Below are 15,174 nucleotides of genomic sequence, written 5' to 3'. Positions count from 1 at the left end.
GGGCGCAAGATTCCCCGCGCCGGCCGGTGTAGGGTGGCCCCGTGTCGTCCGCTCCGCTCCTCGCCGAATTGCCGCCCTTCCTGGGTGTGGCCGCCTCCGTGACCGGCCGGCGCTGGCAGGAGCGCTGCGGCGGCGCGGCCGTCCAGAATCACATCGCCAAGATGGTCCAGGCCCACGGCCTGCCGGAACTGCTGGCCCGGGTGCTCGCGGGACGCGGGATCGTACCGGAGGCGGCGCCCCGCCACCTCGCGCCGCGCCTGCGGGACCTGATGCCGGATCCGGACACGCTGCTCGACATGGAGGCGGCCGTCCGCCGACTCGTCCGGGCGGTGAAGCGCGGGGAGACCGTGGCGGTCTTCGGCGATTACGACGTTGACGGCGCCGCGAGCGCGGCCCTGCTCGCCGGATACCTCCGCGAGCTGGGTTTGCGCGCGCCGATCCACATTCCCGACCGGATCACCGAGGGCTACGGACCCAACATCGCGGCGATCACCGCGCTCGCGGCCGAGGGCGCGACGCTCCTCGTCTGCGTCGATTGCGGGACGAGCGGCCACGCGCCCCTGGAGGAGGCCGAGAAATCCGGCCTGGACGTCATCGTCCTCGACCACCACGCGGCCTCCGAGGTGCTCCCGCCGGCCCGCGCCGTGGTCAACCCGAATCGCCTCGACGACCTCTCGGGCCTCGGCCATCTCTGCGCCGCCGGCATCGTGTTCCTGACCCTGGTCGCGCTGAACCGCGCCCTGCGGCAGGACGGCTTCTTCGGCGGCCATCGTCCCGAACCGCAGCTCACCGACGCCCTCGATCTCGTCGCCCTGGCGACCGTTGCCGACGTCGTGCCCCTCACGGGCCTCAACCGGGCCTTCGTGACCCAGGGCCTCACGGTGATGCGCCATCGCGGCCGCACCGGGCTCGCGGCGCTGCTGGACGCCGCCTCGCTCGGCGAGCCGCCGGAAGCCTGGCACCTCGGCTTCGTCCTCGGGCCGCGCATCAATGCCGGGGGCCGCATCGGCGATTCGGCACTGGGCGCCCGCCTGCTGACCACGGCGGACCCGAGCGAGGCGGCCCGGATCGCCGCCGACCTCGATCGTCTGAACCGCGAGCGCCAGGCGATCGAGGCGCAGGCCGTCCAGGAGGCCGAGGCCGAGATGGACCGGGCGCTGACGCTGGATCCGGCCCGCACCGTGCTGGTGACCGCCAGCGCCGAGTGGCACCCCGGCATCGTCGGCCTCATCGCCTCGCGGTTGAAGGAGCGCTTCAACCGCCCGGCCTTCGCGTTCGCGATCCGCCCGGACGGCACCGCCACGGGCTCTGGGCGCTCGATCCCGGGCGCGGATCTCGGGCTCGCGGTCCGCGCCTGCGTCGAGGCCCGGCTCGCCAGCAAGGGCGGCGGCCACGCCATGGCGGCCGGCGTCACCGTGCGGGCCGACGACATCCCGCGCTTCGAGGCGCACCTGGCGATGCTGCTCGGGGCGAGCGTCGCGGTGGCCCGCGCGGCCGACGCCCTGCTGATCGACGGCGGCCTCAGCGCCGGCGGCGCCACCGCGGAGACGGTCCGGCTGCTGCAGCAGGCCGGCCCGTTCGGCCAGGGCGCGCCCGAGCCGCTCTTCGTGCTGGGCCGGCATCGCCTCGTCGATGCCGGCGTGGTCGGCTCGAACCATGTCAGGGCGCGACTGCGCAGCCGCGACGGTCAGGTGGTCGGGGCGATCTGCTTCCGCGCGGCCGAACGGCCGCTCGGCCTGGCCCTCCTGAACGGGATCGGCCGGGAGATGCACGTGGCCGGGACCCTGTCCTGCGACCGCTGGCGCGGCGCCGAGCGCGCCCAGCTCCGGATCGTCGATCTCGCGCCGTCCGAACCCTGAGACGCCCCGGCGTCAGGTCCCGGCCATCACCAGCGCCCAAAAGCGCTTGTACCGCGTCGTGGGGGCATCGACCCGGGCGATCCCGATCCTGCGGATCTGCGGGAGCAGCATGTTCTTGTTGTGCTCGGGGCTCGCCTTCCAGCGGGCGAGCACCTGTTCCAGGGTCTCGGATCCGGCGCTGAGATTCTCGGCTGCCCAGGATCTCGCGAGACCGGCCGACGCCATGCGCGAGGTGAAGCTGCCGCCGACGTCGTGGCTGAGCTGGCCGCGGCGGGCGTTGTTGCCGGCCTGGAAGGCGGCCGCCTTCACGAGAGCCGGATCGACCACGACCGGGCTCAGGCCGTGCTGGACCCGGTAGGCCGAGATCGCCGCGGCGGCCGCGACCTCGTCGAGCACGGCGGTGTGCGTCGCGTTCTCGACAGAGGACTCGGGAAGGACCGAGAGACCGCCGCACCCGGCGAGGGCCAGCAGGAGGGTGGCGGCGATGGCGCGACTGAGTTTGGGCACGGTCCGGACGGCGTTGCGTGAGACGGGATCGCTTCCCTCCGGCGCGGTTGCGGCGAAAGCGCGGCGCGCGGCGCGCCGGCAGGATCCCGCCGACCGGCGTGGCGCCAGAGCCACGCCCGGCCGCGGATCAGGCCGCGAATTCACGCTGCGGATTCAGGCCGCCAGGGCGCTGCCTTTGAGCATGGAGGGCGCGAAAGCCCGCAGGAGATCCGGATCCAGATGCCCGGCGCTGTCGGTCATGATCGACAGCGCCTCGGCGGGCGAGGCGGGCTGCCGATAGGTCCGCCGCTCGGTCAGCGCGGAGAACACGTCGCAGATCGTCACGATCCGCACGAGGTCGGAGATCGCGGGGCCGGACAGCCGATCGGGATATCCTTTCCCGTCCAGACGCTCGTGGTGGTGGCGGACCACGTCGATCACCGCGTCCTCGAAATCGCCGTGCGCCCGGAGCAGATCGGCGCCGATGTCGGGATGGCGCTGCATCAGCCGCAATTCCTCGGCGTTGAGCGGCCCCGGCTTGTTGAGGATCTCCACGGGGATGCGCGCCTTGCCGATGTCGTGCAGGAGCGCCGACCGCACCAGCAGTGCGAGATCGGTCTGACCGAGCCCGATCTGCGAGCCGAACGTGGCGGCATGGCCCGCGACGCCGAGGGTGTGCTGATAGACGCCGATCTCGTGGCGCCAGACCTCGGCAAGCCACTCGGAGATCCCGACCTCGGAGATGGCCGCCAGAACGAACTCGGTCCCGCGATCCGCGTCGGCGCGCTGCAGCCGGGCCCCGAGAGCGGCGCTGTCGAAGATCTCGGCGACGACGGCGGTCGCGCCCGAGACGCGCTCCAGGAGCCGGCGCTGCCGCAGCTCTGCGGACCGCGTCGCCTCCTCGATCATGGCGAAGACGTTCGCCAGAACGAGTTGCCGGGGCGAGGCTGCCGGCAGCTGACGCAGATAGCGGGTAGCCGGCATGGGTTCGCCGCGCACGAGGACGAGGCGCGGAACCGGCGGTCCGTGGTGGGGGAGGGTCGACTGCACTCTGGCGGTCTGGGCCGGCGGCAGGTCGAGGATGACGAGGTGCGGGCGGCCTGACGGTAGCGGCGCGCCGGGCGGGATCGCCCAGCAGTTCATCACGAGCGCGATGGCACGCTCAAGGGCCGACCGTTCGGACGGGCGGTCCGATACGAGGAGGACGAAGGGGCCGTCCGAGAAAACCGAGGCTGCGCCGAGGGCCAACGCGGTAGCTCCTCGCCCGCACGGTCAACGATCGGTTCACCCTACGCGTAAAATTTGAGGAAAGCGTTACCCCTACGCACTCTCTGGTATCGCGGATCCAGCTCTGACTTCAGGCGAGCTTGGCGTTCGCGACGTCGGCGGTCGGCTCGACAGTGTTCCGGGCCCGGTCGGCGGAGAGGAAGTCCGCGAACTTGACGGTGAGCAGCGCCTGGCAGGCGGCGAAGGCGACAAAGATGGCGAGGAAGCTGGCGATCATCGGATTCTCCGGCGCGGTCTGGAACCGCCTCATGTTGCGACGCAATGCGTGCCATGCTGCTGCGCAACTTGGTATGCCAGATTACGAATACCGATTATGTCGAACATGCATGGGGCGCGCAGATCGAGCCCACAAAGTTCGGATTGTTGCCCAGTCATGCATAAAAATGCACAACTGATCAGCTTTGAAAGGTCGTGGCCTCGCCGAACATGTTCTGCAGTGCATCAACGCTTGCGCGCGATTTATATTCAGGCGCGTGCTGAACTCGCGTGATAGCCGGCGCGGCGATGGAGGGTTCCCCCCGAGCGCCGCTCGCGCCCTTGGCCCATCATCATGCCGCACAGGCACGAGGTGCCGTCCGGGCCGGACGATCTGTCAGGCGAGTACTGAACGGTCGCTCAATCCAGATAATCGCCGTAGGTGTCGACGTGCTGCGCGAGCCCCAGACCGTGCTCGCGCACGAGTCTCTCGGCGAGATCGGCATCACGGGCTTCGAGCGCCGAGATGATGGCGACGTGCTCCCGGATGGAGCGCTCCGCCCGATCGCCCTGCCGGAGCGCGGTGCTGCGGATGCCGCGCACGTGCATGAGCAAATTGCTGGTCAGATCGGCGATCGCCTCGCAGTGACCCAGCGCGATGATCCGCTGATGAAATCGGATGTTCGCGTCCGAATACTCGTCCATGTGTTCGGACGGCTGGCCCTCGAAGAACTCGGGGAAGGATTCGCGCAGCGAGCGGAGCTGGCCGTCGGTGGCGCGCGCGCAGGCGAGCCGTGCCGCCATGCTCTCCAGCGCCGTCCAGGCGTGGATCATGCTGACGATCTCGCGCTTGTTCTTCTTGATCACGAAGACGCCGCGCCGGGCCTCGGAGCGGACGAAGCCTTCCTGCTCGAGAACCGTCAGGGCCTCCCGCACCGGGGTGCGGCTGACACCGAGATCCTGCGACAGCTTGCGCTCGTCGAGCCGCACCTCGTCCGGACGCCCGTAGATGTCCATGTTGGTGATGGCCGTCTTGAGCGCCTCGTAGGCCAATGTCCGGAGACTGGAGCTGGCGACGATGGGCTTCACGCTCAGCGGTTCGGAATTCGACATCCCTCGTCCAGTCAGCTCACACGCATGATGTCTCGCACGCATTCTCTGTCGTGCGCTCTCAAACGACCTAACCCAAACCTTTGCGAGATCCTAGTCGATCGCGGAGCGGTCCCACAGACCTGTGACCATTGCCGGCGCTCGGCACCTGAAAAATTGGCCGCGGCGCGGCCATCACCCGGCGCCTAGCGAGTTACGTTCGGGAAGGCGATTTAATCCCCGGTCGCGAACCTGTGTTTTTTTGCAGGTTTGATTGACACCCCGGGATTAAATCAGCACCATCTTGCTGGCATACCGTCGACCATCGGACATCAAGGCCGACTCGGCGACGGATGCTGCTGTACTGCAGAGATTATTTGCCTGCGGGCCAAGAATTTTTCGAAGAATTCCGATCACGTTGTTCTGACAAGCTGCGCCGTGGCAGGGCATAAGCCCGGCTCGAGCGCGAACGCCGACAAGAATACTGCCAAGAGGGAACGGTATGTCCGAGATCGTCAAACCGGTTGGGCGCGGCCGCTGGCTGCAACTCGCCTTCGGCGTCGTCTGCATGTGCATGATTGCCAACATGCAGTACGGCTGGACTTTCTTCGTGAGCCCGATGCAGGAGCGGCACGGCTGGGATCGCGCGGCGATCCAGGTGGCGTTCACGCTGTTCGTCGTCACCGAGACGTGGCTGGTCCCGATCGAGGGCTGGTTCGTGGACAAGTACGGTCCGCGCATCGTCACGCTGTTCGGCGGTCTGCTCTGCGCCGTCGCGTGGGTGATCAATTCCTACGCGGACTCGCTCACCGTGCTCTACATCGCGGCCGCGATCGGCGGGACCGGTGCAGGCGCGGTTTACGGGACCTGCGTGGGCAACTCGCTGAAGTGGTTCCCCGACCGCCGCGGCCTGGCCGCCGGCATCACCGCCATGGGCTTCGGCGCGGGTTCGGCACTCACGGTCGTGCCGATCCAGGCGATGATCAAGTCCCAGGGCTACGAGGCGGCCTTCTTCTACTTCGGGATCGGGCAGGGCGTGATCGTCATGCTGATCGCCCTGTTCCTGCGCGCGCCGGCCAAGGGCCAGGTTCCGGAAGTCGCCCGGGTCAGCCAGTCGAAGCGGGACTACAAGCCCTCCGAGATGGTCCGCACCCCGATCTTCTGGGTGATGTACGCGATGTTCGTCATGATGGCCGCCGGCGGCCTGATGGCCACCGCGCAGCTCGGCCCGATCGCCAAGGACTTCAAGATCGCCGACGTCCCGGTCTCGCTCCTGGGGATTACGCTGCCGGCGCTGACCTTCGCGGCCACGCTCGACCGGGTTCTCAACGGCGTGACGCGCCCCTTCTTCGGCTGGGTCTCCGACCATATCGGTCGTGAGAACACGATGTTCCTGTCCTTCGCGATCGAGGGCCTGGGCATCTACGCGCTGAGCCAATTCGGCCAGAATCCGGTCGCCTTCGTGCTGCTGACCGGTCTCGTGTTCTTCGCGTGGGGCGAGATCTACTCGCTGTTCCCGGCGACCTGCGGCGACACGTTCGGCTCGAAGTACGCGGCGACCAATGCCGGGCTGCTCTACACGGCCAAGGGCACCGCGGCGCTGATCGTTCCCTACACCAGCGTGCTCACGACCATGACCGGAAGCTGGCACACGGTGTTCCTCGCGGCCGCGGCCCTCAACATCCTCGCGGCCCTGCTGGCGCTGTTCGTCCTCAAGCCGATGCGCGCCGCCTACACCAAGAAGCCCGAGGCGGGCCTCGCTCCGGTGCTGGCGCAGTAGCGGGCCCCGATCGCTCGGCGCCGCGGCGCCGAACCGAAGCGAATGAGCCCGGCGCCGTCTTTACGGCGCCGGGCTTCCTGCATACCGGGAACCGGGCCTTCCGGAGATCGGGCATGGACAGGGACGAGCGGATCGCGCGCGAGGGCGTCGTGGCGGCGGCGCGGGCACTCGACGCACAGGGGCTGAACCGCGGCACGTCGGGCAATGTCTCGGTGCGCTTCCGCGACGGGCTCCTGATCACCCCGTCGGGCGTGCCCACCGAACGGATCGGACCGGACGACGTGGTCCGGATGGGTCTCGACGGCACCCACGCGCCGGATCGGAAGCCGTCATCGGAATGGCGCTTCCACCGGGACATCCTCGCGTCCCGTCCGGAATTCCACGCGGTGGTCCACGCGCATCCGGTCTACTGCACCGCCTTCGCGATCTGCGGAGAGGCCATCCCGGCGATCCACTACATGATCGCGGCCTTCGGCGGCCCGACGGTACGCTGCGCGCCCTACGCGCCCTACGGCACCGCGGAACTCTCGGACCTCGCCCTCGCGGCGCTCGTCGACCGCAACGTCTGCCTCCTGGCCAATCACGGCATGATCGCGGCCGGGGCGAGCCTGGAGAAGGCCCTGTGGCTCGCCGTCGAGCTGGAGACGCTCTGCCAGCAATACGCCGTCGCACGGCAGATCGGGACGCCGATCATCCTGTCCGACGACGAGATCGGCACGACGGTCGAGCGCTTCCGCGGCTACGGTCTGAATGCGGCGCGGCCGACCGCGCCGGAGACGACCTGAGGTGCGGCTAACCTAGCGCCCGAGAAACTGACCGACCGCCAGCCCGGCCTCCCGGGCGTACTCGGCGGCCGCGGCCTTCTTGCCGCCCTCCGCCTTGACCTTGCGGATCTCGAGCCGCCCGCCCTGCGCGCAGACGCTGAAGCCCTCGTCGTCGACGGCGATCACCTCGCCGGGCTTGCCGACGACGTCGGCGAGCTTGCGGATCCGATGCAGGCTGCAGTCGAAGATCTGGAGCTTCTTGCCGTCGTGCGTGGTCCAGGCACCGGGCGCCGGGTTCGCCGCGCGGATCAGGTTGTAGATCTGCTCGGCGTGGGTCGACCAGTGGATCTCCGCCTCGGCGCCGCGGAACCAACCCTCGTAGCTCGCGGCGTCCTCGTCCTGATCGATCTCGACATGCTGGCCGGCCACGACGAGGTCGGCCGCCTCGAGCATGGCCTCGACGCCCATCGGGAACAGGTTGTCGAAGTAGACGTCGCCCAGGGTCGCGTCGGCGCCGATCGGGCAGGATTTCTGCAAGATCACCGGACCCTCGTCGAGGCCGTCGGTCGGCCGGAAGATCGTCAGGCCGGTCTGCAACTCGCCCCGGGCGATCGGCCAGTTGATCGAGGACGGGCCCCGGTAACGCGGCAGCAGGCTCGGATGATACTGGATGGTGCCGTGCTTCGGGATGTTGACGAAGCTCTGCGGCGCGAACTGGAGTACGTAGGCCATGATGCCGATATCGGCGTTCAGGCCGCGCATCGCGTCCTCGGCCTCGGGGCTCTTCAGGCTGGGGAACTGGAAGACTGTCAGCCCCTTCTCGACGGCCGCCGTCTTGAGGACATCCGGCTTGGCGCCGGGCTTCTCGGGCGCGCAGAACACCGCCGCAACCTCATCGCCTCGTTTGAGGAACGCCTCCAGGACCGCTTTTCCGAAATCCTGTTGACCGATGAAGGCGATGCGCATGCAGGCTCCTGGGTGTCATCCGGACCCTGAGCGGGGCCGGGGAGAAACGGACCGAACGCGGGCTCGGCGGCGCGACCGTGCCCCGGCTGTCGAACGGCGTCACCCGGAATCCGGGGCCGCGCTTCACGCACGCCCCCGGATTGTAACATCGGCGATCCGGGATCTCGCCCCCGGATCGCCGGAGATCGATCACTCCGCCGCGATCTTCTGGACCGCGCCGATCGCGCCGGACTCGGCGATCTCGCCGACCTCGGCCTCGGAGTAGCCGAGCACGGAGCGCAGGATCTCGTCGGTGTGCTCGCCGAGGAGCGGCGAGCGGGTGACCTCGCTCGGGCTCGCCGACAGCTTGATGGGGTTGCCGACCGTCAGGTACTTGCCGCGGGTCGGGTGATCGACCTCCACGATGGTGCCGGTCTTCCGCAGGGACTCGTCCTCGGCGATCTCCTTCATCGACAGGATCGGGCCGCAGGGGATGTCGTACTTGTTCAGGGTGTCCATCACCTCGAACTTCGACACCTTCATCGTCCAGGCCTCGATCCGCGTGAAGATCTCGTTGAGATGCGGCAGGCGGGCCTTCGGGGTCGCGTAGTTCGGATCGGTCTTCCAATCCGGCTCACCGATGATGTCGCAGATCGGCTCCCAGACGGCGGCCTGGGTGATGACGTAGATGTAGGAGTTCGGGTCCTGCTCCCAGCCCTTGCAGCGCAGGATCCGGCCCGGCTGGCCGCCACCGGAATCGTTGCCCGCCCGCGGGGTCGCCTCGCCGAACGGGATGCCCTCGCCGAACTGGCTGTACTCCCTGAGAGGCCCGTGCGCGAGACGCTGCTGGTCACGCAGCTTCACCCGGCAGAGGTTGAGCACGCCGTCCTGCATGGCGCAGTCGACCTTCTGGCCGAGGCCGCTCTGGGTCCGGTGGTAGAGCGCCGTGACGATGCCGAGGGCGAGGTGCAGGCCGGTGCCGGAATCGCCGATCTGCGCGCCCGTCACCATCGGGATTCCGTCGCGGAAGCCCGTCGTCGACGCGGAGCCGCCGGCGCACTGCGCGACGTTCTCGTAGACCTTGCAATCCTCGTAGCGGCCCGGACCGAAGCCCTTCACGGAAGCCAGAATCATCCGCGGGTTGACCTCGTGGATCTTCTCCCAGGTCAGGCCCATGCGGGCGAGGGCGCCGGGCGCGAAATTCTCGACCAGGACGTCGCATTCCTTGATCAGCCGCCAGAGGACCTCCTTGCCCTTCGGGTTCTTCGAGTCGAGCGTGATCGACCGCTTGTTGTGGTTCAGCATCGTGAAATAGAGGCTGTCCACGTCCGGGATGTCCTGAAGCTGCTGACGCGTGGCGTCCCCCGCGCCCGGCCGCTCGACCTTGATGACGTCGGCGCCGAACCAAGCCAGGAGCTGCGTACAGGTCGGGCCGGATTGAACGTGGGTGAAGTCCAGGATGCGGACGCCTTCGAGGGCCTTGGTCATGATCGGTCTCGGAGCTGGAGTCGGTTTGGGGATGTCGGAGGGCGGCTCAGGCCGCGCGGGATATCGGTTCGATGCCTGCACGGGCCCGTGACGCGCGTGCCGCGACTGCGGGGCAGGGGCCTTCCATCCTCGAACGGATCATGTCTGTTCTCCCTCCCACAGCGCGGTCCCGTCGTATCGCGACACCGTCACGCGGACCCGGGGTGACGAGTCCGCCAATTTGTATACCACATGCCATTTGCCGGATGCGAGTGCCTATTGTGGACACCTCCGGCACCGGCCGATGGCCGACCGTAAGCCGGTGCGGGCTCGCGCTCAACACGCTGCACAGCGTGCATGGGGTCCGGGGCGGCGACCCCTTGGCATTCGCCGACAGGCGGTCCATGATTTCGCCAAAATTGCCCCAGCCGCGGGATGAAAAACGCGTCGCGGCCGTGGGTGAAACGATGTAACGCTGCACGAGGAACGCCCATGCTCGCCAGCACCAGCCTGATCAAGTCGTCCTGGATCGCCGTCGACGTCGCCCACGACCGCGCCGAGCGCGTCCTGGTGGTCGAGACCTACATCGCCGTCAGCCCGCTCGAACCGAATTACGACGCCGCGCAGTACGAGCGGGTGCTCGCCTGCGTTCAGAAGGTGCTCAAGACGCACCCGGAGATCGACCGCGCGTCGATCCTGAGCATGCATCGCGGCTCCGGCTGTACGGCTCTGTTCCGCGACACGCCCGCGAAGCAGCCTGCGGCGGCCTGAGGCGTTCAGGCCTCGCCGCCCTCGGTCGGTCGGGACAGGTCCGGCGGCTCGAGGGCGACGCGGGCCGCGTGGAACCACCAGAGCGGGATGTCGCGATTGGCCTTCGCCAGTTCCGACGCCCATCCCTCCTTGGGCATGACGTCGGCCCGGTCAGCGAACAGGCGCAGCGCCGCCTCCGCGCGTTCCCGTCGGCAACGCTCCTCGATCGCCCGCCGCTCGGCCTCGGCGCGGGCGTCGGTCTGCTCGATGAGGCGCCGGGTCGCGAGATCGTCGGCGTCGAAGGCGAATTGCTGCCAGAACGCCTCGGCTTCCCGCGCGACATCCCGCTCGCGGCGCAGCGTCGCGAGCGCTTCCTCCGCGGTGTGCCGCGCCGTCTCGGCGGCCTCGGCGCGGGCGACGAGGCGGTTGTTCGCCTCCAGCAGCTCCCGCTCGCGCTCGGGCGACATCCGCTGCCGGCGCAGCACCCGCAGTTCCTCCTCGTCGGCATGGCGGGCGGCCATCAGGTCCGCGAGCGGACCGGCCGCCAGGGCGTCGGCGGATCGGCGATAGCGCTCGCGCAGGCCCGGGTGGCGGGCCTCAAGGTCCGTGTCGGTCCAGGCGGCGCGATCCTCCCCGTCCGTCCGCTCGCAATCGTACAGAGCCTGCGCCAGGGCTTCGCGCAGGTCGTCCGGAAATCGTGCCGCGGCGTGTCCGTTCATGAACCTGCATTCGCGTTGAGCGATCGATAGAACCTAGAACGCGCGCGCCCGCCGGGAGAGACCGTCGCTGTGTGACGAACGCGTTTTTTTTCGACGCGGCTCGGCCGCGCGCGGCGGCGATAAGCGCCCGTCCACCGAGGCATTCCGGCCGGGATGACAGCGTCGCCGTCATCCAGCCTCTGGCGCGCATCCTGACTGCTGGTCTCGTCTGACGGGGATCGCCGTGGATCATCGCTGACCCTGCTTGCCTGAGCCTGTGTGGTGCGCACCAGGATGCCGATCGCGGTGGCCGATCCGCTCTGGGCCCGGCGCCGGTCTCGGAGCTCGCCGACGCGGCTCGATGTTCGGGAGCGTCATGCGTCTCGGAATCGCGATAGCGCCGACGGATGAGCCGGGATACATCGCGAGGAGGTTCCTTCACGCGTCGATCGCAGTTGATGGTCCATACTGGCTACAATCCGGCGCTGGTCGCCCTGTCGATCGGCCTCGCGGTCTTCGCGTCCTACACCGCGCTGGACCTGGGCGCGCGGATCCGCGGGCCCGTCGCGGGACCGCGCTGGCCGTGGATCGCCGGCGCCGCCCTCGCCATGGGCGGGGGCATCTGGTCGATGCACTTCATCGGCATGCTGGCCTTCGAGATGGGCCTGCCGGCCGCCTACGATAGCGGGCTCACGCTCCTGTCCCTCGCGATCGCCGTCGCGGCGACCGGCGCCGCCTTCCTGTGGGTGGCGCGCGTCGGCGAGGGGACCGGCAGCCTTCTCGTCGCCGGCCCGCTGATGGGCCTGGGCGTCGCAGGCATGCACTACACCGGCATGGCGGCGCTGCGGATCCCCGGCGACCTCGCCTATAGCCCGGCGATCATCGCGCTCTCGGTGGCGATCGCCGTGACCGCGGCGACCGCCGCCCTGTGGCTCTCCTTCCGGCAACACGGCGTCTGGCAGAAGCTCGTCGCGGCCTGCGTGATGGGCCTCGCGGTGGCGGGCATGCACTACACCGGCATGGCGGCGGCGACGATCACCGCCGAGGCGGGCGGCGCCCACGCCGCCCACGCGGTGACCGGCGCCCCGGCTCAGCAGAACCTCGCCCTCTACGTCGCCGGTGCCACGTTCCTCATCCTATTCCTGGCGATGCTCGCCTCGTCGCTGGACCAGCAGCGCGTGCAGCGCGAACTCCAGGCGAGCGAGGCGCGGTTCCGGGCCGCCGTGCAGGCCGTGCGCGGCGTGCTCTGGACCAACGATGCGGCGGGCCGGATGCTCGGCGAGCAGCCGGGCTGGAGCGCGATCACCGGTCAGACGCGGGCGGAGTATCAGGGCTACGGCTGGGCCGACGCGGTCCATCCCGACGATATGGAGGCCTCCGTCGAGACGTGGAACGCGACCGTCCGGGCGCGGCGCACCTACGTCCACGAGCACCGGGTCCGGGTCCGCGACGGGACGTGGCGACACTTCGCGATCCGCGCCATCCCGGTCCTCGACGCGCGCGGCGAGATCCGCGAGTGGGTCGGCGTCCACACGGACATCACCGAGCAGCGTCAGGCCGAAGCCGACCTGCGCGAGTCCAACGAGGAGATCCAGCGCTACGCCTACATCGTCAGCCACGACCTGCGCGCGCCGCTGGTCAACGTGATGGGATTCACGAGCGAGCTGGAGGCGACCCGGACCGAGGTCGCCGCGGCCCTCCGGGATCACCCGGCTGCAGAGCGGCTCGACGCCGATTTCGGCGAGGCGCTCGGCTTCATCAAGGCTGCGGTGAACCGGATGGAGGGGCTGATCGCCGCCATCCTGAAGCTCTCGCGAGAGGGCCGGCGACAATTCTCGCCCGAGGCCCTCGACATGACGAGCGTGCTCCGCGGCGTGGCCGATGCCCAGCGGCATCAGGCGGAGGCGGTCGGGGCCACGGTGACGATCGCCCGCGACCTGCCCGAGATCGTCGCCGACCGGCTCGCGATCGAGCAGGTCTTCGGCAACCTGCTGGACAACGCCGTGAAATACCTCGACCCGAGCCGGCCCGGACGGATCACCGTCACGGCCAAGGCCGTGGGCGAACGCGGCGTCTGCTTCTCCGTGGCCGACAACGGCCGGGGGATCGCCGCGCGGGACCATGCCCGCATCTTCGAACTCTTCCGCCGATCGGGCGCCCAGGACCGCCCGGGCGAGGGGATCGGTCTCGCCCACGTGAAAGCGCTGGTGCGCTCGTTCGGGGGCCGGATCGAGATCCGTTCAGAACTCGGTGTGGGCACGACGTTCGACGTGACCTTGCCGCACGGGACAGCTACAGCGGTTCGGATCGACCCCGAACCGGCGCCCATCGCCGCCTAATGAGCGTGGAGCGGCCCGTGCACCCCGTCAGCATCGTGATGATCGAGGATGACGAGGGCCATGCGCGCCTGATCGAGCGCAACATCCGACGCGCCGGCGTCAACAACGACATCGTGCCGTTCCGCAACGGCACTTCGGCGCTGGACTATCTGCTCGGGCCGGACGGCTCCGGCGAGGCGAGCGCCCGAAGGCACCTGCTGATCCTGCTCGACCTCAACCTGCCGGACATGACCGGCCTCGACATCCTCGAGAAGGTGAAGGCGAACCCGCACACGCGTCGGTCCCCGGTGGTGGTCCTGACCACGACGGACGACAGCCGCGAGATCCAGCGCTGCTACGACCTCGGGGCCAACGTCTACATCACCAAGCCGGTGAGCTACGACGGCTTCGCGAACGCGATCCGCCAGCTCGGTCTGTTCTTCTCGGTCATGCAGGTTCCGCAGAACCCATGACCGCTCGGCGTGCCAGCGGGGACGGCACCGCCGCGGCGGCACGCATCCTCTACATCGACGACGATCCCGGCCTCGGCCGCCTGGTCCGGCGCGCCCTCGAGGCGCGCGGCTACGCGGTCGAGCTCTGTCCCGACGGCGCGGCGGGTCTGGCGCGGCTCGCCCAAGGCGGGATCGACGCCGTCGCCCTCGACCACCACATGCCAGGACAGACGGGCCTCGACCTGCTGCCCGAGATCCGCGCGCTGCCCGAGGCGCCGCCGGTCATCTACGTGACCGGCTCCGAGGACAGCCGCGTCGCCGTGGCGGCCCTGAAGGCCGGAGCGGTGGACTACGTCTGGAAGGACGTCCAGGGTCAGTTCCGCGAGCTGCTCGGCGAGGCCGTCGCCACCGCCCTCCGGCAGGAGAGCCTGCGGCGCGACAAGGAGCGGGCCGAGGCCGAGATGCGCGAGGCGCGCGACCGCGCCGAGCTGCTGCTGCGCGAGGTCAACCACCGCGTGGCCAACTCCCTGGCCCTCGTCGCCGCCCTGGCGCACATGCAGCGCAACGCCGTCACCGACCCGGCCGCCAAGGCGGCGCTCGACGAGATGCAGGCCCGGATCTCGGCGATCGCCGGCATCCACCGCCGCCTCTACACGTCCGACGACGTCGAATCCGTCGAGCTCGACGCCTACCTGCAGAGCTTGGTCGAGGAGTTGCAGGCCGCCATGCGGGCGAGCGGGCGCGACCACGCGATCCGCCTTCGTGCCGCGCCGGTGCGGCTCTCGACCGACAAGGCCGTGTCGGTCGGCGTGGTCGTGACCGAACTCGTGACCAACGCCTACAAGTACGCCTACCCGGTCGGCACGTCGGGCGAGATCCGCGTCGCGGTCGAGCGGGACGCCGCCGACACCGTGCTGCTCGCCGTCGAGGATGACGGTATCGGCTGGACCGGGGAGGGCGAGGTCCGCGGCACCGGTCTCGGGTCGCGCATCGTGCGCGCCATGGCGTCGAACCTGCGCTCGGCCCTGTCGTATGCCCCCCGAAGCGCCGGGACGCGCGCCGTCCTCGCGTTCCAGGCCTGAGC

The 15,174-nt window shown here is 69.5% G+C and carries 14 protein-coding genes; 7 read left to right on the top strand and 7 right to left on the bottom strand.

The window, feature by feature from the left end:
* The first annotated feature begins 41 nt into the window (after positions 1-41).
* On the top strand, positions 42-1,859 hold the full coding sequence (gene recJ / locus ACLBYB_RS10245) for a single-stranded-DNA-specific exonuclease RecJ (protein WP_447698691.1): 1,818 nt from the start codon (positions 42-44) through the stop codon (positions 1,857-1,859).
* Between the two features lie 12 nt (positions 1,860-1,871).
* On the opposite strand, the gene ACLBYB_RS10240 is transcribed toward recJ, so the two are convergent.
* From ACLBYB_RS10240 to ACLBYB_RS10225, 4 genes are all read right to left on the bottom strand, one after another.
* A complete protein-coding gene (locus ACLBYB_RS10240; RefSeq protein WP_132366626.1) occupies positions 1,872-2,366 on the bottom strand; it encodes a CAP domain-containing protein in 495 nt (164 codons plus the stop codon).
* 153 nt (positions 2,367-2,519) lie between these two features.
* The gene (locus ACLBYB_RS10235; protein WP_447698690.1) at positions 2,520-3,593 is read right to left on the bottom strand and encodes an HD-GYP domain-containing protein; all 1,074 of its coding nucleotides are present in this window, start codon (positions 3,591-3,593) and stop codon (positions 2,520-2,522) included.
* A 109-nt stretch (positions 3,594-3,702) separates the two neighbouring features.
* Positions 3,703-3,849: a hypothetical protein gene (locus ACLBYB_RS10230; protein WP_020092011.1), complete on the bottom strand. Its 147-nt coding sequence runs from the start codon at positions 3,847-3,849 to the stop codon at positions 3,703-3,705.
* A 398-nt stretch (positions 3,850-4,247) separates the two neighbouring features.
* Positions 4,248-4,940 carry a GntR family transcriptional regulator gene (locus ACLBYB_RS10225; protein ID WP_020092012.1) on the bottom strand — a complete coding sequence of 231 codons (693 nt, stop codon included), beginning with the start codon at positions 4,938-4,940 and terminating at the stop codon, positions 4,248-4,250.
* 478 nt (positions 4,941-5,418) lie between these two features.
* On the opposite strand from ACLBYB_RS10225, the gene oxlT reads away from it, so the two are divergent.
* Positions 5,419-6,696 carry an oxalate/formate MFS antiporter gene (oxlT, locus tag ACLBYB_RS10220; RefSeq protein WP_447698689.1) on the top strand — a complete coding sequence of 426 codons (1,278 nt, stop codon included), beginning with the start codon at positions 5,419-5,421 and terminating at the stop codon, positions 6,694-6,696.
* Positions 6,697-6,809: 113 nt separating this feature from the next.
* On the top strand, positions 6,810-7,481 hold the full coding sequence (locus ACLBYB_RS10215) for a class II aldolase/adducin family protein (protein ID WP_447698688.1): 672 nt from the start codon (positions 6,810-6,812) through the stop codon (positions 7,479-7,481).
* A 12-nt stretch (positions 7,482-7,493) separates the two neighbouring features.
* Here ACLBYB_RS10215 and ACLBYB_RS10210 read toward each other — a convergent pair whose 3' ends face one another.
* Both ACLBYB_RS10210 and frc read right to left on the bottom strand, forming a co-directional pair.
* Positions 7,494-8,426 carry a methionyl-tRNA formyltransferase gene (locus ACLBYB_RS10210; RefSeq protein ID WP_447698687.1) on the bottom strand — a complete coding sequence of 311 codons (933 nt, stop codon included), beginning with the start codon at positions 8,424-8,426 and terminating at the stop codon, positions 7,494-7,496.
* A gap of 189 nt (positions 8,427-8,615) precedes the next feature.
* Entirely contained in the window at positions 8,616-9,893 is a 1,278-nt protein-coding gene (frc, locus tag ACLBYB_RS10205; RefSeq protein WP_020092016.1) for a formyl-CoA transferase, read from the bottom strand.
* 471 nt (positions 9,894-10,364) lie between these two features.
* On the opposite strand from frc, the gene ACLBYB_RS10200 reads away from it, so the two are divergent.
* Positions 10,365-10,643: a hypothetical protein gene (locus tag ACLBYB_RS10200; protein WP_012319741.1), complete on the top strand. Its 279-nt coding sequence runs from the start codon at positions 10,365-10,367 to the stop codon at positions 10,641-10,643.
* A 5-nt stretch (positions 10,644-10,648) separates the two neighbouring features.
* Here the strand turns inward: ACLBYB_RS10200 and ACLBYB_RS10195 are convergent, their stop codons facing one another.
* Positions 10,649-11,341 (bottom strand): hypothetical protein, encoded by a 693-nt coding sequence (locus tag ACLBYB_RS10195; protein ID WP_020092017.1) that lies wholly within the window; start codon positions 11,339-11,341, stop codon positions 10,649-10,651.
* Between the two features lie 437 nt (positions 11,342-11,778).
* Here ACLBYB_RS10195 and ACLBYB_RS10190 point away from each other — a divergent pair, with 437 nt between their 5' ends.
* From ACLBYB_RS10190 to ACLBYB_RS10180, 3 genes are read left to right on the top strand one after another with little or no spacing between them, the layout of a single operon-like run.
* Complete coding sequence (locus ACLBYB_RS10190; protein WP_447698807.1) at positions 11,779-13,659, top strand: MHYT domain-containing protein; 1,881 nt, start codon at positions 11,779-11,781, stop codon at positions 13,657-13,659.
* Positions 13,659-14,111: a response regulator gene (locus tag ACLBYB_RS10185; RefSeq protein ID WP_020092019.1), complete on the top strand. Its 453-nt coding sequence runs from the start codon at positions 13,659-13,661 to the stop codon at positions 14,109-14,111. Before ACLBYB_RS10190 ends, ACLBYB_RS10185 begins: the two co-directional genes overlap by 1 nt.
* Positions 14,108-15,172, top strand: coding sequence for a sensor histidine kinase (locus ACLBYB_RS10180; RefSeq protein WP_020092020.1), 1,065 nt, complete (start codon positions 14,108-14,110; stop codon positions 15,170-15,172). Before ACLBYB_RS10185 ends, ACLBYB_RS10180 begins: the two co-directional genes overlap by 4 nt.
* Positions 15,173-15,174: the final 2 nt, after the last annotated feature.

Source organism: Methylobacterium sp. D54C, from assembly GCF_053345595.1.
This window is presented reverse-complemented; position numbering and strand designations above follow the sequence as displayed.